Source organism: Pseudoalteromonas sp. TAE56 (assembly GCF_000497955.1).
In the GTDB taxonomy this organism is placed as follows: Bacteria; Pseudomonadota; Gammaproteobacteria; order Enterobacterales; family Alteromonadaceae; genus Pseudoalteromonas.
In genome coordinates this window covers 1-17,878 of the sequence record NZ_AUTN01000106.1, presented here as the reverse complement: position 1 = coordinate 17,878, position 17,878 = coordinate 1, and the positions used below count along the sequence as shown (strand labels likewise).

At 38.2% G+C, this 17,878-nt stretch carries 17 protein-coding genes and 1 pseudogene; 8 read left to right on the top strand and 10 right to left on the bottom strand.

Annotated elements, in window-relative coordinates:
- Window positions 1–7: 7 nt before the first annotated feature.
- From L656_RS0112485 to L656_RS0112475, 3 genes are all read right to left on the bottom strand, one after another.
- Window positions 8–1,354 carry an efflux RND transporter periplasmic adaptor subunit gene (locus L656_RS0112485; RefSeq protein WP_008467342.1) on the bottom strand — a complete coding sequence of 449 codons (1,347 nt, stop codon included), beginning with the start codon at window positions 1,352–1,354 and terminating at the stop codon, window positions 8–10.
- 62 nt (window positions 1,355–1,416) lie between these two features.
- The gene (locus L656_RS0112480) at window positions 1,417–2,655 is read right to left on the bottom strand and encodes a TolC family protein (RefSeq protein WP_008467341.1); all 1,239 of its coding nucleotides are present in this window, start codon (window positions 2,653–2,655) and stop codon (window positions 1,417–1,419) included.
- 104 nt (window positions 2,656–2,759) lie between these two features.
- Window positions 2,760–3,107: a hypothetical protein gene (locus tag L656_RS0112475; RefSeq protein WP_010554760.1), complete on the bottom strand. Its 348-nt coding sequence runs from the start codon at window positions 3,105–3,107 to the stop codon at window positions 2,760–2,762.
- Window positions 3,108–3,276: 169 nt separating this feature from the next.
- Here L656_RS0112475 and L656_RS0112470 point away from each other — a divergent pair.
- Window positions 3,277–3,687: pseudogene (locus L656_RS0112470) on the top strand (ISAs1 family transposase); the annotation flags it as partial.
- A 32-nt stretch (window positions 3,688–3,719) separates the two neighbouring features.
- Here the strand turns inward: L656_RS0112470 and L656_RS0112465 are convergent.
- Complete coding sequence (locus L656_RS0112465; RefSeq protein ID WP_008467336.1) at window positions 3,720–4,343, bottom strand: recombinase family protein; 624 nt, start codon at window positions 4,341–4,343, stop codon at window positions 3,720–3,722.
- 350 nt (window positions 4,344–4,693) lie between these two features.
- Here L656_RS0112465 and merR point away from each other — a divergent pair, with 350 nt between their 5' ends.
- The 6 genes from merR to L656_RS0112435 all read left to right on the top strand — a co-directional run bounded on the left by merR (window position 4,694) and on the right by L656_RS0112435 (window position 8,364).
- Window positions 4,694–5,065, top strand: coding sequence for an Hg(II)-responsive transcriptional regulator (gene merR, locus L656_RS0112460; protein ID WP_033011277.1), 372 nt, complete (start codon window positions 4,694–4,696; stop codon window positions 5,063–5,065).
- 190 nt (window positions 5,066–5,255) lie between these two features.
- Window positions 5,256–5,603, top strand: coding sequence for a mercuric transporter MerT family protein (locus tag L656_RS0112455; RefSeq protein WP_008467333.1), 348 nt, complete (start codon window positions 5,256–5,258; stop codon window positions 5,601–5,603).
- A gap of 46 nt (window positions 5,604–5,649) precedes the next feature.
- Window positions 5,650–5,934 carry a mercury resistance system periplasmic binding protein MerP gene (gene merP, locus L656_RS0112450; protein WP_008110847.1) on the top strand — a complete coding sequence of 95 codons (285 nt, stop codon included), beginning with the start codon at window positions 5,650–5,652 and terminating at the stop codon, window positions 5,932–5,934.
- Window positions 5,934–6,353: an organomercurial transporter MerC gene (gene merC, locus L656_RS0112445; RefSeq protein ID WP_008467331.1), complete on the top strand. Its 420-nt coding sequence runs from the start codon at window positions 5,934–5,936 to the stop codon at window positions 6,351–6,353. The genes merP and merC overlap by 1 nt, the downstream gene beginning before the upstream one ends.
- A 20-nt stretch (window positions 6,354–6,373) precedes the next feature.
- Entirely contained in the window at window positions 6,374–7,813 is a 1,440-nt protein-coding gene (gene merA, locus L656_RS0112440) for a mercury(II) reductase (protein WP_008467329.1), read from the top strand.
- 113 nt (window positions 7,814–7,926) lie between these two features.
- Window positions 7,927–8,364: a MerR family transcriptional regulator gene (locus tag L656_RS0112435; RefSeq protein ID WP_008110853.1), complete on the top strand. Its 438-nt coding sequence runs from the start codon at window positions 7,927–7,929 to the stop codon at window positions 8,362–8,364.
- Between the two features lie 169 nt (window positions 8,365–8,533).
- Here L656_RS0112435 and L656_RS0112430 read toward each other — a convergent pair whose 3' ends face one another.
- Window positions 8,534–11,503 carry a Tn3 family transposase gene (locus tag L656_RS0112430; protein ID WP_254910763.1) on the bottom strand — a complete coding sequence of 990 codons (2,970 nt, stop codon included), beginning with the start codon at window positions 11,501–11,503 and terminating at the stop codon, window positions 8,534–8,536.
- Between the two features lie 256 nt (window positions 11,504–11,759).
- On the opposite strand from L656_RS0112430, the gene L656_RS0112425 reads away from it, so the two are divergent.
- The gene (locus L656_RS0112425; RefSeq protein ID WP_080668968.1) at window positions 11,760–12,056 is read left to right on the top strand and encodes a MerR family DNA-binding protein; all 297 of its coding nucleotides are present in this window, start codon (window positions 11,760–11,762) and stop codon (window positions 12,054–12,056) included.
- Window positions 12,057–12,644: 588 nt separating this feature from the next.
- Here L656_RS0112425 and L656_RS1000000122800 read toward each other — a convergent pair.
- From L656_RS1000000122800 to L656_RS0112400, 5 genes are all read right to left on the bottom strand, one after another.
- Window positions 12,645–13,136 (bottom strand): tyrosine-type recombinase/integrase, encoded by a 492-nt coding sequence (locus tag L656_RS1000000122800; RefSeq protein ID WP_356947950.1) that lies wholly within the window; start codon window positions 13,134–13,136, stop codon window positions 12,645–12,647.
- A 228-nt stretch (window positions 13,137–13,364) separates the two neighbouring features.
- On the bottom strand, window positions 13,365–14,564 hold the full coding sequence (locus L656_RS0112415; protein ID WP_024599455.1) for a hypothetical protein: 1,200 nt from the start codon (window positions 14,562–14,564) through the stop codon (window positions 13,365–13,367).
- On the bottom strand, window positions 14,564–15,604 hold the full coding sequence (locus L656_RS0112410) for a nucleoid-associated protein (protein WP_010554772.1): 1,041 nt from the start codon (window positions 15,602–15,604) through the stop codon (window positions 14,564–14,566). Before L656_RS0112410 ends, L656_RS0112415 begins: the two co-directional genes overlap by 1 nt.
- Before the next feature lie 237 nt (window positions 15,605–15,841).
- Window positions 15,842–16,201 (bottom strand): hypothetical protein, encoded by a 360-nt coding sequence (locus tag L656_RS0112405; RefSeq protein ID WP_241763436.1) that lies wholly within the window; start codon window positions 16,199–16,201, stop codon window positions 15,842–15,844.
- A gap of 76 nt (window positions 16,202–16,277) precedes the next feature.
- Window positions 16,278–17,824, bottom strand: a protein-coding gene (locus tag L656_RS0112400; protein ID WP_139016066.1) for an IS3 family transposase whose coding sequence is annotated in 2 segments (ribosomal slippage) — window positions 16,278–17,365 and window positions 17,365–17,824 — 1,548 coding nt in all. Because the reading frame shifts where the segments join, the coding sequence is not laid out codon by codon here.
- Window positions 17,825–17,878: the final 54 nt, after the last annotated feature.

Sequence of the window (17,878 nt, the reverse complement as noted above, 5' to 3'; positions counted from 1 at the left end):
TATTCCCCTAGTGGCCGTGCGGATCAAATCCGCCTTTTGCTATTTCTGACGCAACAAAAAAGGCACCTTTTGTTACCAAACGGGTATTAGGCTCAATACCGATAATTTGACGGTAATTGCCTAATGGCTGACCTAATTCAACTTCAACGGCTTTAAATTCACCAGAATGGTCTTCAACAAATACCGTCCAATCACCATCGGCACCACGCATTAATGCTGTTTCTGGTACTGCCATTACAGGGCTTTGCGTATCAAACTGAAAATTTACATTAACAAACATGCCTGAATGCAAACTGTCATCAGTATTTTCAACCGACAGTCTAACGATTCGGGTACGCGTACTTGGATCAATGGTATGTGCTTCTTGAATGACCTTGGCAACATGCACTTGCCCGGCAAACTCAACTTTTGCAATGGTGCCAATAGGAAGACTTAATTTTTTATTTGGCGAAACACGCGCTTCAACCCATAAGTCTTTTTCATCAGCCAATACCATGATTTTTTCACCGGCAGGCACACGTTGTCCTTGAGAGAAATCATCACTTAAAACCACACCAGAGCGCTGAGCGACTAAGGTATATTCACCAAGATTTGATGAGTTGTTTTTTACAATATCTTTAATGGCTGCTTTGGTTAAACCAAAGGCAGTTAATCGACCATAAGCTGAAATGTAATCTGTTTCACTGGCTAATAGGCGGCTTTCACTGACGGTGCCAAGGCCCAATTTTTTAGTTCGTTGCCACTCACTGTAAGCAACACGATATTGTGCTTGTGCTTCGGCCATTGATTCACTAAATAAGGTAACTAAAGACTGACCCTTAGTCACATGTTCACCTAAAATAGCATGACGACTGATCACTACCGATTCAGTACGTGAAGAGACAATGTAACTGGTATAACCGTTCGCTTTTATTTCTCCTGGTGCATAGATACTTTTAGCAAAAATTGCCGGCTTTAAGTTAGTCACTTTGATATTGGCGAGTGCCATTTTTTCTGGACTAAAACTTATGCCTTCTTCATGTTCTTCTTCAGCTGTTTCTTTACTCGCTGTTTCACTACCATGGTCATGACCGTCATCAGATTTCTCCTCCGCAGCATGGTCGTCTTTGCTTTCATCACTACCATGTTCATGACCACTTTCGTCATGCACTTCTTCACTTTCAGAGTCATGATCATGGTCAGTTTTTAATACGATGGATTGCTCTACTGCTGGCGTTTTTTCTAGAGCGGCATCGTTATATGATAATGCCGTAGTTGACACGACAGCTAAGCCAGTAAATAAACTACTTAGGGTAATGAGTTTTATTTTTTTCACTATTTTATGAGATGTTTTATCAGTTATTTTATTTTTCATTTTTAATTCCAAATTCTGTAACAATTCACGCTCATCAAGCCGCGTAAAGTGATATAATAGGTTTAGTTTAATAGCTTAGTTGCCGCATTTAATTGGCCTACATCGAGTAGCCATTGCACTTCGCTTATTTTGAACTGGGCTTGTAATTCAATGCCCGCGTATAAACCTTCCGCTCTTTGTTGTAATGCCAATAAATAATCCGAGGTATTTAAATCACCTACTTGCCATTGTTTTTGCAATAACTGCGCGCTGTGTTCGCCGCGTCCTTGCATTAACTGTTGCCAACGGCCAAGGTATTTTTTATTAGAGATTAGTGAGGCAGTACTTGCCTGTATCAAATACTTTTGCTTACGCATTACTGAACGAAAATTTGCTTCTGCGGCGATAGCTTGTTGGTTTTGTGCTTTGGCATTAGCTTGGTAATCATTACGAATATTTAACGGCATAGAAAAAGTAACTCCGACAACATTATCGACATCATTTTTTCCGGCACTAATTCCAATGGTAGGATCGGCTTTGGTTTCAAGCATGGCATATTGAGCTTTACTTTTTTGCATTTGCCACAGTGCTTGAGAGGCTAATACTTGCGGGTGCTGCGTTAACCACTGCTCAGCTACTTGAAAGTTTGTAACGCCTAAGCCCTGCTCTGGATATGCTTGTGTATCAGGACGCCAATCAGGCAACAACTCATTAACCTTGGCTTGAGCTTGTGTTAACTGTGCTTGTATTTGGGCCGTTTTATTAAGCATTTGCGACAAATTCAAGAAAGTTAACTCAGCATCAACCTGACCAAGATCGCCAGCTTTCTGCCTTTTAGTTACAATTTTAAGCAAGGTTTCTAACTGTTGCTCTTGTTCAAAAGCAAGTGACGACTTATCCATGGCAAGTTGCCAATTAATAAGTGCTTTTAAGGCTTGTGCTTTTTTCTGCTCTATCGCATAAGTGAATTGTTTACTGGCCGCCGTTAATATTTTATCGCCGATAGCAGCATTAACAGCCTGCTTATCCCACAAGTCAATCGTTTGGCTAATACCAATATTGTAATTATTTCCGTCACCTTCACGCTCGTAACCTGTCGATAGTTCTGGGTTGTAAAGTGGTAACTTACTGCCCTGTGCTTTGGAAAATTCAGCATTCATGAGTTCACGTGCTGAGACAATATCAGGGTGTTTATTGATTTGCCGATCGAGCCAGTCACTCGATAGCGTTGGCTTAGCAAAAGCGAAGCTACTAACAGATAAACTTGCTGAAAAGCCGATAAATAATGCGATTCCAGTAGATTTTGCTGAGAAAAATTTCATAATAATCTCTTAATTTAATAATAAAATGCCGCAACTAAACCAACTAGGCTACATTAAGCGCTAGTTAAGAATAAATTTGTTACGAATATAGCTTTAAAACTAAATTAAACGATTGGGGGGCGTATAGGTTCTTCAGTGAATATTTTATCTACATGATCAGCATAAAAATATTGATTTGTAATAATAAGTTTAGGGGTCTGTAGTGTAGATTTATTACTGGCAACCCACTGTGTGTGAGTGCCTTGACAGTGACCACAATGATGGCAATCTTTAATATTATGTTCAGTGTCAGATGATTCATCGAAAAGTTCAATATCATCACTATCATGGGAATGTTCTGTTTGAATATGTAGAGAGTCAATCTGATGACTTTCATTTGAATTAGCCACAGAAGCAAACGACTGCAATGCAATCGATAGTACTACTAACAAACTAATCCAAGTATTTTTCATTTTTACTCTAACATCAAAATTTTAAAAAACATGGTAGTCAAGAAACCCACTCAAGTCAATCAAATTAAGTAGTTTATACAGGACAATCCACGGCAAGATCATTATAAATTGAACTTCTAGAACAAGTAGCGATCAGATCAAGGCATTATAATCACCTTGGTCACTTAATATGAGCGCTACTTTTCTGAAACACTTTGATTCAATTACCGATCCTCGCATTGAACGCTGTAAAAAGCATGAACTTATCGATATTCTCCTCTTAGCCATTAGTGCTGTACTCTCCGGCGCAGAAGGATGGGAGGATATTGAAGATTTTGGGCATCTAAAACTTGATTGGTTAAAAAAATATGGCGCTTTCAAAGAGGGTATCCCAAGACACGACACCATTGCCCGTGTCATTTGTCGGTTAAAATCAGATGAAATAGAGCATTCATTTCAATCTTGGATATCATCACTTATTGAAACCACTGGTGCTGATATCATTGCCATTGATGGAAAAACAGCACGTCGTTCATTTACAACCAAAGATAGAAAAAGTGCCTTACATACCGTCAGCGCATGGAGCTGCCAACACCAATTAGGGGTTTTGCGCCCATCCCCTCGAAATTAACCTTAGTCTAAATTTTTAAGCTTTTTTCTAACTCTAATTACCGTACTTCGACTAACTCCAACTGCTTCAGCCGTTTTATTAATACTAAATCCAGCTTCAGTAAACGAGGCAATCCTATCATGAGCCTCTAAATCAGGCTGACGACCGTGATAAAGTCCCTTTTGCTGTGCTTTTACAATACCTTCTTTTTGCTTACGTTCACGTTCTCGATATTCTTTATATGCACTGGCCGCTAATATTTCTAACAGCATATTATTAATAGCACTAAGTATTGATCTCATAAAATCATCACTTGGAAAACTGCCAAATGTTAAATGACTGGTTGGTAGATCTAAACTAACAACACTAATTCCTTTTTCATTTATTGAGGCTACTAGAGTTTTCCAATCATCAGGGCTTAGCCTTGTTAAACGATCGATTGATTCAACTAACAAAACATCACCGGACTCTGATTCATCCAATAAACGAATTAGCTCTGGTCTATCTAAAGAATTACCAGATTTATTTTCTATATAAAAAGAAGCAATTCGTTTGCTGAAGCCAGAAACGAATTTTTTTAATGAGCTTTTTGCTCTATTTGCATCTTGCTCAGAAGTTGATGCTCGTAAATATGCTCTTATGAACATTTTTGCCTAATTAGGTCTATTTAGATGGTGTCATATCATATAGGTTTATTTAAGTGGTGTCATTACGTAATTGCCTGTGATATATTAACAGTATCTTTAGGGTGTACTCATGTAGAACTGCATGTAATAACACTAATTTGGACTTTGATAATGAAAAAGGATAAACCATACATTGTTGTGGTTTAATATTGTTGTAACAACGGTAACTTTACTTATTTAATAGAAGAAAAAACAAAATCAATTAGCGATGTTTAAACTGGTATTCATTGATGGTCACTTTAATTAGATATAAAGTAAGTAAACAAAAAGTCAGTAAGGTAATTGATAACGTGTCTAAACGAACCATAAGTATGTTGGCTAAAGAACTGAGTGTAAATGTCGAAACAATTCGCTTTTATGAACGCAAAGGCTTAATTAAACAACCACCAAAGCCTATGCAGGGCTATAGACATTACCCGAAAGAAACGGTAAATAGAATACATTTTATCAAGCGTTCTCAAGAATTAGGTTTTACGCTAAATGAGATTGAAGGGTTACTTGCGTTAAACGATAGTCCATGTAGTAAAGTACAAGAATTAGCTAATAAAAAACTGATCGCAGTACAAAAAAAGATGGCTGACTTGTTGTTGTTAGAACACGCTTTGGAAGAACATTTAGGACAATGCCAAAATAATGATGACGATAGCCACTGCCCAATAATTGATTCGTTGCAACCGAAGTAAATGATTCACTTAACTACCATTTCCCACTAAAACAGCATATCCAATTTTACTTCTGCGCCTTAATTCAAGTTAGCTTATTCCCCGTATCTGTCGTAGCAGATTATCAAAGATAAATTTTTTATAAATCACCCTTGACTCCGTACTTAGGTACATGCAATACACTTGCATTATCACTTAATGAGGTATCTATATGAATCAAAAAGAATCAAACCTTCCAATGATAGGAGGCATCATAGCAGCATTAGGCGCAGGCGTATGCTGTGTAGGTCCTTTGCTCCTGTTATTACTTGGGGTAAGTGGCTCATGGATTGGTAATTTAACTGCATTTGAACCCTATAGGCCATTATTTATCGCATTTGTAGTGTTGTTGTTTGGTTACTCAGGTTGGAAAATTTACCGTCCTGTAGAAGAGTGTGAGCCGGGAACGGCCTGTGCAATTCCTAAGAAACAGCAACAACGAAAAGTAATTTTCTGGCTGAGCGTTATAGTTGCGACAATTTTAGTGACCAGTAATTATTGGATACTTTTGTTTGCTTAATATACAGATCAAGAAATTTATAACATTTTAAAATTTGGAGCTAATTATGAAAAAATTATTATTAACCGCACTGCTTTCACTTTCTAGTTTTGGTGCTTTTGCTGAAGTAAAAACAGTTACACTGGAAGTGCCAACGATGAACTGTGCGACATGTCCAATCACAGTTAAAAAGTCATTAGAAAATGTTGATGGCGTTGAAAATGCGAAAGTTACCTACAAGCCTAAGCTAGCTGTTGTTTCTTTTGATGACACTAAAACCAACATCAATGCATTAATTGCAGCGACTACCAACGCTGGCTACCCTTCAAATTTAAAAAGTGAAAATAAGTAATGTTTAGCCCCTTAGAACTAGTTACGCGTATCGGAGATAAAGCAGGCTCTATAGGTGCACTTGTTTCGGCAATGGGATGCGCCATGTGTTTTCCCGCGATAGCTAGTCTTGGTGCGGCAATTGGGATGGGATTTCTTAGTCAGTGGGAAGGGGTATTTATCAATACGTTGTTACCACTGTTTGCAGTATTAGCGCTGGCAATGAATATCTTAGGCTGGTTTAGCCATCGTCAATGGCACCGTAGTTTTATCGGTTCAATTGGCCCCATTTTGGTTTTACTCTCTTTATACCCTTGGTTCCAGTACGGGTGGAGTTCATACGTTACTTATACGGGGCTAGGACTAATGGTTGCTGTATCAATTTGGGACATGGTTTCTCCTGCGAATAAACGCTGTGATGATGAAACTTGTACCGCTTAACTTTTTAAGAGGAATAAAATATGTCAACGAATAGTTGTTGCTCGTCAAATGACATCCAGCCAGAACAATTACATGTAGCCATTATTGGTAGTGGTTCAGGGGCCTTTGCCAGTGCGATTAAAGCAGCAGAAGGCGGAGCAAGAGTTACTATCATTGAAGGAGCCGATGTAATCGGAGGTTGCTGTGTAAATGTCGGCTGTGTTCCTTCAAAAATATTGATCCGTGCTGCGCAATTAGCGCATCAGCAACGTACTAACCCGTTTGATGGTTTAGAAAATATTCAGCCACAACTTAGCCGCTCCTTATTAGCACATCAGCAAAACGCTCGCGTCGAAGAACTACGCGATGCTAAATATCAACGTATTTTAGAGAGTAATCCCGCGCTATCTTTACTTAAAGGTTATGCACGTTTTAAAAATCAAAATACCTTGCTAGTTCACAAGTCTGATGGTAGTGAAGAAGAGCTGGTTGCAGATCGCATTTTAATTGCAACAGGCTCTACACCAAGCATTCCGCCAATTAAGGGTTTAGTTGATACACCTTATTGGACATCAACAGAAGCCTTATTTGCAGAAGAGTTACCGAGTAGTCTAGTTGTCATCGGCTCCTCCGTTGTTGCTCTGGAAATTGCGCAAGCTTATGCCCGTTTAGGTAGCCGTGTGACAATTCTAGCCAGACATACCCTTTTATATGCTGAAGATCCGTTATTAGGTGAAAAACTGGCAGAGTGCTTTGAAAAAGAAGGTATTAGGGTACTTAATAATACGCAAGCAAGTCATGTTTCTTATGATAGCAATGGTTTTTCATTGGAAACTAACGAAGGAACATTAATCGCTGAAAAATTGCTTATCTCTACGGGTCGCCATGCAAATACTGGAAAGCTTGGTTTAGAAAATGTTGGTGTTGAAACAGATAAAAGTGGTGCCATTGTTGTTAATAGTATGATGGAAACATCAACAGCTAACATTTATGCCGCTGGAGATTGCTCCAATATGCCACAATTTGTTTATGTTGCTGCTGCTGCCGGAAGTAGGGCTGGAATTAATATGACAGGTGGAAATGCGCAACTCGACTTATCTACCATGCCTGCTGTTATATTCACCGACCCACAAGTTGCTACGGTAGGTCTAACCGAAGTACAAGCTTCAGCGGTAGGAATAAATACGATAAGTCGTGTACTTGATATGGAAAACGTACCAAGAGCTTTAGCAAATTTTGAAACGGATGGTTTTATCAAGTTGGTAGCTGAAGAATCCACGGGAAAACTGATAGGCGCACAAATTTTAGCCCATGAAGGCGGAGAACTGATTCAAAGTGCGGCTCTTGCTATTCATAATAAAATGACAGTCGAAGAATTGGCAGGTCAACTATTTCCGTATTTGACGATGGTTGAAGGATTGAAGTTATGCGCTCAAACCTTTAGCAAAGACGTTAAAGAGCTATCTTGCTGCGCAGGGTAATCATTTAACGGTAATGTACTTACAGAAATGTTAATGGAGTGCCAATTGATTGAATGTAATCAAGATATCTTAAGGCATTCCATTAACAACACAAATTGGAAGCATGCTAAATCATGATTAAATCTAAGGTTGAAAACATTCCTGTTGGTGAAGTCAGTTTTTTGACAGAGATACCTGACATCAATAAGTTCATTAGTAGTGATGATGATGCGTTGGATTTTCCTTTGAGTATTTCTCAACTGGCACTAGCTGCACAAACATCTGTCCATACGGTAAGAAATTATGTTCTTGAGAACTTAGTACACTGCGAAGAAAAAACTAAGTCAGGCCATTCACTTTACGGCTTATGTGCATTAAAGAGATTAAAGTTCATTCGAGCAGCAAGGGCGGCAGGTCTTCTTGTAGTTGATATCAAGCCATTACTAATGGCAATAGATGCAGGAGAAAGAAAAGTTCCTGAAGACATCCAAAAGCTGCTACTTACTAAAATCGAGCATAGAAAAGTATTTTTAAATCTAGTAACAAACCAAATTGAAGAGTTTTGCAATTAGAACAATTATAGAACAGTTCATGGCTCGACTAAAAACTTGTTAGCTTATCTGTTTTCTATCAATGTTAGCTTGTATATATCAAGCATATAGAATATCAACACCTCCAATTTTTAATGGCACTTTGATGCGCAGTACCTTTTGAATTAGAAATACAAACAGATGGCATTCTTTAACTTATTGATTCTACATCACTAAGTAAACCAGCTAAGTCGATTTCTTTGCGGTCTTTATTAAAGGCATATTCCCCATTTAGATTAATGTGTTGCCAAGCAACAGGTGAAAGCCGAGAAATAACATCAACCACATCTTGCCTACCGTTCCTCTCTTGGATTTGTAAAAATGCCGATAGTAACGCGGAATTATAATAAATAATGCAATTTGAAATGAGTCGAGCACAATCGTTCCATTGTGATACTTGGTAATCATTCCCCCCACGAAATTTATTGCCATTAACTGAAGTAATAGCACGTTTTAACTGATGGTATGCTTCACCTCTGTTCAAGGCTTGCTGGACGTAATGACGCAACGTTGAATTATCAACATACTCCAAAACATAAATAGATTTAATTAAACGGTCGTACTCATGCAATGCTGACAATCTTCGGCTCTTGCCGTTACTCAACTTTCTAATGATTGTGCTTTGAGTGGTGGTTTTACGACTCAATGAACAAACAATATGCTGAATATTGTCCCATTCTTCAGCAATTAGCTTATGATTAATATCTTTCTTTAATTGAATACGGCCTCCGTTCTCTTCAGTCACTTCAAATAGCTCAAAAAACACCTTTTTCATTTTCGCGTATCGAGGGGCGAATGTGTAACCAAAGAAATCTAATATAGCGAAGTTAACATTATTGGTACCATGCGTATCGGTCGATAAGGTATTAGGCTGTATATCTGAAGAGTTGTTATAGAGTAAGTCAAAAGCAAAGTGACCTTCATATTCGTTAGCGCCAATGACTTGCGTACTCACCGGAACATGATTAGAAACCAATGTTAATGCTGAAACACCTTTACCTTTGGAGAAGTACTTAGACGAATACCGAGCCTTAAACGTATTTATGCGACACTCAAATTTTTGACCATCAATGCTTGAAAACAACTGATTATCGTCCACATGGTAATAGGCAAATATTGGCAACGTGGCTATAGCATTAGAAACCTGATCATTAGACGTTTTGAGTGTTTCATATCTGACATAACTATCATCTACACTGCGTAATTTACCCATTGAACGGTCAGAGATATTCGCCATTTTATATAGGCCGTAATTGGTGCCGTTTGCCAATATACAGGCGATCAGATCTTCTTTATTTACTGGTGATTTTTCTTTAGTTGCTGATATGTGTGTAAATGAATTTAAGTAACCTGTCTTTTGATCAACAAACAACATGAGTTCAACGATACCCATGTGTTGAATTTGATTGTAGAGCGGGTTTTCAATTGTTTGTTGCCAACGGCTGTTAGGAATTGACCACTTGAGTTCGGCTTTGCCAGGAATAAACTCAACATACTTATTATCACCACTAAAGATATGCTCGCTTGCTTCCTTCAGCTTAACTTCTAATTGTTGGCTCTTATCTGCGAGTGTTTGGTTAATCGGTGTTGCCAGCTTATCAAGGCCAGTGTTTTCAATGATTGTCTCTTTTTGCTGCCATTCTTTAGGTTGTATAAGATCTGACGTTAAACTACGGTTATTAACGCTTTCTTTCACCGTTAAGCTATTACTGTGAAATAATTGTTCGGCTTTACGATAAAGGAAATACTCAAATCGATTAGCAATTAATTTGGTATTTTCTCCCTCTAAATACTCTCGGTCATGTTTAGGTACCACATCGATGTTAATGGTTTGGATAGCCTTTAATTCACTAAGTTCAGAATGTGCCATAACATACTGCTCATGGAGTTCATCCTTTAAATGAATGAACTCAATATCGATAGACATAAATAATGAGCGGATAAGTTTTTTAATTTTACTGGATTGTTTATCAATAAATTGCCATTCGTACTGACGGCCATCAAAGTCGTTATTATCTAAGTGATCACTTAACAGTTTAATACTGTCAGCAGGGATCAATTCAAAGGCTTTTTTACGTACATCACCAAAGCTTAAATCATCGTCCATATCGGTATCGATGAAGTACTTTAATAAACTACCAGCGGATTTTAATTTGGTTCTTACAATGGTTACATCTTCAACAATACGCTGCTTTGCATAGCCTTTAGCTGATTCGGTTAACTTCCTTACCAAGTAAATAAATGCAGCAACAAGATTGTCGTTAGTCTCTCGGTACCTGAAGAACAAGTAACAAACGAGATATAAAATAGTTTGGCTATCTGCGTGTTTTCTAAGCTTATAAACGGACTTGTGCTTTACCAGTGAAGCATAGTATTCAAGATTTTTAGGTGATAGCTCCAGTTCAGCAATCAGTGACTTAATTTCTGGATAAAGCGAGCGTATAATTTTATGCGTCTTCAGCTCTTGGGTGATTTGGCTCGTTGAAAAGTCCTTAGCCATTTTCTTTAACTTGGCTAAGTCAGTAAAGGTATTATTTGACTCAAGTAATTTAAGTAATGTTTTTCTGGTACCTGAAGACAAACTATCAAGCAGCACCATTTCAATTCGGTTACGCTCATTTGATAATACCGTAGAAATAGTGTCTTGCAGCGTTGTATAACCAGCTAGCGCTATTCTGTTTTGACCAAAATAAGCAATACATTCATCAAAAACATACCTTGGTTCAAGGTTGATTTTTACAACATCGTTAAGCCTTTTTAATAGCGGCTCTTTATCTAACTTGCTTTGGTATGCTGTAAACCCTGTATATTTTAATAACTTATTAATCAGCTTAGTTTTTGTTGTTGGTGATAAATCCTCAAGAGACATATCTTTATCGCTGAAATACTTGGATCTTACATAATCTAAATCATTACTGACTTGAGTAAATGAGAAATTAAATACTATTGGCCGTGACCTAAAGTAACCAAGCAGTAAGATAAAATACACTCTGGTTTCAATACGTCTTAATTCGTTGACGAGCCTTTGAGTTTCACTATCTAACGAAAAATAATCATCACGATCTTTACGGTTAAAATTGGGTAAGGCATAGAGTTCGTTGATTTCTGATTCGCTGAGAATTTGTATACGCTTGGTGTTTGATGAAGAAATAGTGGTAAGCCTTTCTTGTTATTTTTAATCAGCATACCTTAATCAATGAGGTTAATGTTTACCAGTCAACTGCTTAACATTACCATAAAGCCGATTTAAGCGACTAAAGTGGTAAACTTTTCATAAGATAGTTTACCACTGTGTATTATTACTTAAGAATACTAATGCCGATTTCGAGGGGATGGGCTAAATAATACAAACTGTGTTATTCAAGGGGTGAAGTCCAATGGTACGAAAAGTTACTCTAAGCGTGAAAATTCAAGCTAAGGTTAATTTCGAGGGGATGGGCGCAAAACCCCTAGATATGTCTATCATGGAAGTAAAAACGCTAATGGGCAGTCGTTCGAGGCCAGATCAGAGCTGTTCAAATATCAATACGTTAATAGCTAAGCATTTATCAGACGTCATTATTCGCATTGAAGAGCTAAACGTATTAAAGTCATCACTCGAAAATATGGCGTCATCGTGTGACCAAGACAAAACCATTAGGGACTGTGGTATTTTAAATTATTTACACACTTAAAATTGTAAGAAGAACACAATTTCACTGTGCGCGCTCACCTTAACTTGTATCTATCGGCTAACATTCGTCATTTGTATAGATTTATAAGGCAAAAATCAATAGCCTGAACTTTTGATACTGAGTCAGCCATGCATATTCATTTGTGGCCCTACAAAGCGATTTACATCGGAATCAGTCCTGATAATGATGTTCATGCACATCATGCTGTCCAAATTTGCATTGGTTTAGACAAAGACATCTCGGTTCAAGATTACAAGGCACAAAGTATTCACACCGGACAATGTATTGTGATTTTCGAAGATGTCCCTCACAAGGTTTTGGCACAGGACAATCAGATTGTAGTCATCTATTTAGAGCCTGAAGATAGGCAAAACCAACAACTTCTCAAAGCCTTACGTCAAGCCAGGAGTGATGGAATTAATACTCTGCCGCTTACTAGCAAAGAATTGGGATCCATTTCTCAGCATCTATTTACTGACGTCGATATCGACAAAGTGTGGAAAACAGTAAATAAAGCGGTAGGGCTAGTCTATAGTCCTGCGCTTTCATCGCGCCCTGAGGATAAACGGGTACGAGCGGTCATCGACATTATTGCTTCGCAGAGAGGTTGTGCAATCGATATGGCGTTTTTATCATCGAAGGTTTTCTTGTCCCCAAGTCGCAATCAAGTCCTAATTGCTCAGCCCAGCTCCTGATGATAGACCTGTAATATGAATAGCTTATTGGTTGATTAGAGCGACGTATACTCCGAAACAAATAATCACTGGGTTGCAATTTAACTTCTTGAATCCAATGGATAATACTTTGTTGTGTTCTCGGAGTTATCTCAAATTGAACTTCGATCCCAGTTTTCTTCTGCGTTAATTGAACCCTTTCAAATACTTGATCGAGAGTAGTGACGTCTCGAACTTTTAAAGAGAGTAAGTCACATGATCTTAGCTTGCTATCTATAGCCAAATTAAGTAAAGCTAATTGCATCAAGTTGTTTTGAATTTCAATTCGAGTGCGAATACGCCAAATCTCTTCAAGCTTGAAAGGACGTTTCACACCAGTAGCATTGTGATTTAGTTCTGGTTTCATAGTGACCTCCTATTTAAAAGTCACTATGAGGATAGTGGATGTATTACTGATTAGGATTTGGACAAAAACGTTTCAGAGCCGAATGACGGCTCTGTGCCAGAAGCAGCCGTTAAATAGTATTGTTAAAATCAAAAACTCTGACTCCATTGATTGAAAAATCACACATCACTAGACACTATGAAAGTACCACTACTTTGAGAAAATGGTAGTTAAGAAGGAGGCTTGTTATTAATTATAAGCTTTACAAAACATCCAAATTGTTAATCCAACAAGAGAAAGTGTTGCGCATATAGCAATGTATAATTTGATTTCAACCTGGGTCTGCGCGCTTTCAATATCGCTTTTGGCTTTTCCTATCTCCGGAGCCTCATCTTCGTAAGTTTTAGCTAATGCATTGAATACACCGCGATATTCCTTACTCATAGTACTAATTGTTGAAAATTGACCGAACAAATTAAAAATTAGTAATACCGCTAATACTGACACTGTAACAATAACAGACACATTTTTTGCGAATGCCATCGTTTCTAAGCCACCTATTTCAATTTCCTTTATTTGAGTGGTTGCAAACCAAATACCCGCCGGCAGGGATAAAAGTTTAGTCGCTATATTGTCAAAGACCCCATGAATTTTGCTTACATACTCAGTACGCTTTTCCAAATATTCCTTACGCACTTTATCAAAAGTGTAATTTTCTACATAGCTTTGGTAGCTTAAAAGCACATTCGACACCAAAGAGTCCATATGTTGTATCAAATAGCTAAACCGCTGCCTCAACGTATTATCTTTAAGAAACGAAACTAACTCCCTGCACATTAAGCAAGTGATTGCTTCTTTGTGTAAATCTTTACTCAGCAGCTTCTTAAGGGCATCAAGGTCAATCGAGTGCGTTAAATCAGACTCCTTCAAAACAAACTCGAAATTCAAAGGTCGCTCATAGAAAATGGTACTATCTCCACCTTCAGTAGATTCAGCCAACTCTTTTACAAACTCATAGGCCTTGTGCACATTCAGATAATTAACATATTTTTCGTCTCCACTATCTGGTGTCAATAACGTACTAGTGTTAGTGAAAAAAATATATTTAACTGGTGATTTTACACGTAGCTCATTAGCCAGAAGTTCATTCCATTCAGAACAAATTGAATAGTCTGACTTGATTTGTTGTGCGGTTAGCTCGATGTAAAATCGTATATTATTTTCAAAGTGTGCTGGCTTAAGTTGGCTGAGGTTTGCGCTAGAAAAGGGCTTCCCATCTTTATTAAAGTCGTACGAACCTGTAGTTAATCCCGCATCAGCTAGTAACTCCAACTTATCTTTTAGTTGTGGTGTAAGACGAAGCCATCCTTTAAATTCACCGTCTTGAAGTTCTTTTTCATCAAGTGCAGCGAAAACTACGGCATATGCGTCGAGAATTTGGGTGCTCATTAGTTATCTTGACCAAGATCGTCTTCTAGCTCTTCTTCAATCGCTGCACGCAAAGAGTCAGGGATTTCTGAAAAGGTAAGCTCTCCATCGTCATATTTTACAGTGGTGTTTAGCATACCTCTATCAAAGCTAATCGCAATACCCTTTCCTCTACCAGAAAGTTTTTTGTAGCTTTTTAGTACCTTTGCGTCAATAGCAAGCTCTTCAGGCAAATCATGTATTTCTTTCGCCTGCCTAGCAAATTCATCTGCACGATCTGGAAAAACATGATTTGATACATGGCTCAATTGGACTTGATTCCCAAGTTTTTGTTGCTCTTTAATGTAATCATGCGCTTGTGCAACTTTTTGTGACACGACATCATCGTCCATGCCACAAGCGTTCTTTGCGTAATCTTGTATAGCACTTTTTAATTTCTTGGTTTCAACAGTTGCTGCCAGCTTATCTCTTTGACACCCGATAAATTTTTCAAAATAATCTCTCACGTCGGCTGCTAAGCCTGTTCGGAAGCGAACATATCTTGTGCTTAATTCACTTTTCCATTGAGTAAGGTTGATAGCGGCTCCTAAATGAAGCCTTTTCAAATCTAAGATTTCACTGGCTACAACTTCCAGATTAGCTGCTACATCGATGCCTTCGGTTTTATTCAAAATAGCTACAGCCAACCAATCATCATCGTTTCTTTCATATTGATAAAACACCAGATAACCGCCTTTAACAGAATGTAGTTGATCACCTACGATGACACTTTCATATTTGTTCGCCAATTCTTTTGTCATAGCAATAAAGTCAGAACATTTACATTCATCGTCGTAGTACTTTTTTAGTTTCTGCTCAAAGGCAGGTTCAACTTCATTATCTCCATCTACACCAAATTCGCCGATATTGAGATGAGCATTTGAAAAAAGTTCCAACAATCCGTCCGTTAGCTGTGCTGTCATTCCTTGCGTGCTATTCTCATTATTCCTGAGTTGCTTTGAAAGTCGTTCACCATCTTTGTCACGTTTTACAACATGAATAATTACGTGTTTAATTGCCATACATCGCCTGTTTATTTTTGGACAAGGAACTTTCAAAAGAGAAGAGAAAAGCTAATCCTTGCTTTATATGAATCTAAATCATTCAAACTTTAAATTGTTTTGCCTACACAAAGCAAGCCCTAATAAGCGACATGGGGCAGGTAAGAAGTTTTATCAAAGACCGCTTTTCGCTCTAAGTCGGACTTCGTCAAGTTAGCCTTAACGACAGAACTTTTTAAAAATCCAAAATTTATAATATTAACTGCTACACTTTCTATTATTCTCGATTGCATCAATCTCAGCTTTTTTTTCAATAAACCTCTCTAATGGGTTCCAAGTTTCGTAACATTTTTTTGGCATTGAGTATTTACTCCTCAAAGTTTCTGCTATTTCATTGGCCTCAATTCCAAGAAGTGCATATTGATATTGCCTAGCCCTAAAAGCATCTCTGTAATCAGGTGCTCCATCACCATATTCCGCTGCTATGGAAATAACTTCTTTTGCGTAGTTAAGGCGATTAGGCAAGTCCAATATTCTATACATCAAGTCAAACCTCATTGACTGCCACTTTCCATCTATACCATCTAAGTCGATAGTAGGTGTTTTACTATTTGTCACTAAGCAACCTTGCTGATCTTCCACTCCATTGTCACATACGGAGTTTTTCAAGTTAGTTGTCGCATCAAATTAAATTTTATGCCGCCCGCATTGCTTCTTTTTTCTCTGGATTTAAATTTACTTCATTGATCATCGTCCAATCTCGAGACTTTCCTGACCAACGACTTGGATTCTGTAATTTCGCCATCCCATTTACCTGATGACGTTTCGCTAGTATCGCTTTATCTAATCCTAAATGACGCTGGTTTGGCGTGACAAATTTAATACCGCTGTGCAAGTGCTCATCGTTGTACCAATCAACAAATCCGCTAACCCACTTTCTTGCGCTACCCATGCTTTCAAAGGCTTTCTCAGGGTATTCCGGGCGATACTTTAACGTCTTAAATAGCGATTCAGAATAAGGATTATCATTACTCACAGACGGTCGGCTAAATGAAGGAACAATACCTAACTCCTGCAATGTCGCTAATAACGTTGCCCCTTTCATTGGACTGCCATTATCCGAGTGCAGCGTGACTTGCTCAGGCTTTACCTGCTCTCGCCTGCAAATATCTACCATTAAATCAGCCGCCAGTGTGCTTAGTTGTGTGTCATGAACCTGCCAACCAACTATTTTTCGACTATAAATATCCATCACTAAATATAAGTATAAAAACTGACCTTTAACAGCTGTTGGCAAATACGTGATATCCCATGTATAAATTTCGTTTACACGTGTTGCCCTGAGTGCTTTTGGCTTTTTTATCTTTTTATTTGGTTTAACTTTTTCTCTGTGTGTTAATAATTTATGCGATTTCATAACGCGATAAAACGAGCTTTCTGATGCTATCCACACATCTTTATCCAATAGTTTAGGGACTATCTTGCTGGGTGGTAAATGCCCATATTCTATTGAATTAACCGTCTTAATTATACGCTGTTGCTCTAATTCAGTTAGCCTGTTAGGTGGTCGCTTTATCGTACTTGTTCGCTTATCTGTCATATCATCAGCTTCAATCCAGCGTTGAATTGTTCTTGCCGTTAGACCAAGTAACTCACATGCTTTTTCTTGCCTTGCCCCTGATTTCTGCGCGTCGGTAATGAGCTTTATCAATTCATGACGCTCAGTTGAGCTGGTTAATCGTCCTCGTTGAAACCCCAAAGCGCATCTGCTTTTTTTTTGAGTACGAGTAAGGCGGCTGTTTCTGCTAACGCTTTGTCTTTACGATTAAGCTCTTTTTGAAGCTGCTTAATTTCTTGTTTGAGCTGTTTACTGTCTGATTTTACGGGCTTCGTTGAAGGCCCTTTAGCAAAATCTTGCTTCCATTGTTTAATATGATGCGGGTAAAGCCCCTTAGCACGGCAATATTCATTAAGAGCTGCTTCATCTAAACTCGCACATTCAATAATGGCGTTAAGCCTTTCTTCTAAGCTCCAGTCATGAGGGCGTTTTTCTGTTGTCATGTGACTACCATTATTTTTAGTTTCAAGTTCATGGTTTTTAGCAAGCGCGATCCATCGTTGCAAGGTTGAATAACCGATGCCTAAATCTAGCGCAATATCTTCTAGGCGAACATCATCACATTGAGATAATGCTTTTTCAACAGCGTGAACTTTAAATTCTTGTGTAAATCGACGTCTCATTTTATCTGCCTCTATTAAAAGTTAGAGGCGACAACTATCCTGACACAGGGGGCT

Bases quoted from the DNA above. Each gene is read 5' to 3' on its own strand.
- L656_RS0112485 (WP_008467342.1), bottom strand. From the start codon at position 1,354: ATGAAAAATAAAATAACTGATAAAACATCTCATAAAATAGTGAAAAAA.
- L656_RS0112480 (WP_008467341.1), bottom strand. From the start codon at position 2,655: ATGAAATTTTTCTCAGCAAAATCTACTGGAATCGCATTATTTATCGGC.
- L656_RS0112475 (WP_010554760.1), bottom strand. From the start codon at position 3,107: ATGAAAAATACTTGGATTAGTTTGTTAGTAGTACTATCGATTGCATTG.
- L656_RS0112465 (WP_008467336.1), bottom strand. From the start codon at position 4,343: ATGTTCATAAGAGCATATTTACGAGCATCAACTTCTGAGCAAGATGCA.
- merR (WP_033011277.1), top strand. From the start codon at position 4,694: ATGTTGGCTAAAGAACTGAGTGTAAATGTCGAAACAATTCGCTTTTAT.
- L656_RS0112455 (WP_008467333.1), top strand. From the start codon at position 5,256: ATGAATCAAAAAGAATCAAACCTTCCAATGATAGGAGGCATCATAGCA.
- merP (WP_008110847.1), top strand. From the start codon at position 5,650: ATGAAAAAATTATTATTAACCGCACTGCTTTCACTTTCTAGTTTTGGT.
- merC (WP_008467331.1), top strand. From the start codon at position 5,934: ATGTTTAGCCCCTTAGAACTAGTTACGCGTATCGGAGATAAAGCAGGC.
- merA (WP_008467329.1), top strand. From the start codon at position 6,374: ATGTCAACGAATAGTTGTTGCTCGTCAAATGACATCCAGCCAGAACAA.
- L656_RS0112435 (WP_008110853.1), top strand. From the start codon at position 7,927: ATGATTAAATCTAAGGTTGAAAACATTCCTGTTGGTGAAGTCAGTTTT.
- L656_RS0112425 (WP_080668968.1), top strand. From the start codon at position 11,760: ATGGTACGAAAAGTTACTCTAAGCGTGAAAATTCAAGCTAAGGTTAAT.
- L656_RS1000000122800 (WP_356947950.1), bottom strand. From the start codon at position 13,136: ATGAAACCAGAACTAAATCACAATGCTACTGGTGTGAAACGTCCTTTC.
- L656_RS0112415 (WP_024599455.1), bottom strand. From the start codon at position 14,564: ATGAGCACCCAAATTCTCGACGCATATGCCGTAGTTTTCGCTGCACTT.
- L656_RS0112410 (WP_010554772.1), bottom strand. From the start codon at position 15,604: ATGGCAATTAAACACGTAATTATTCATGTTGTAAAACGTGACAAAGAT.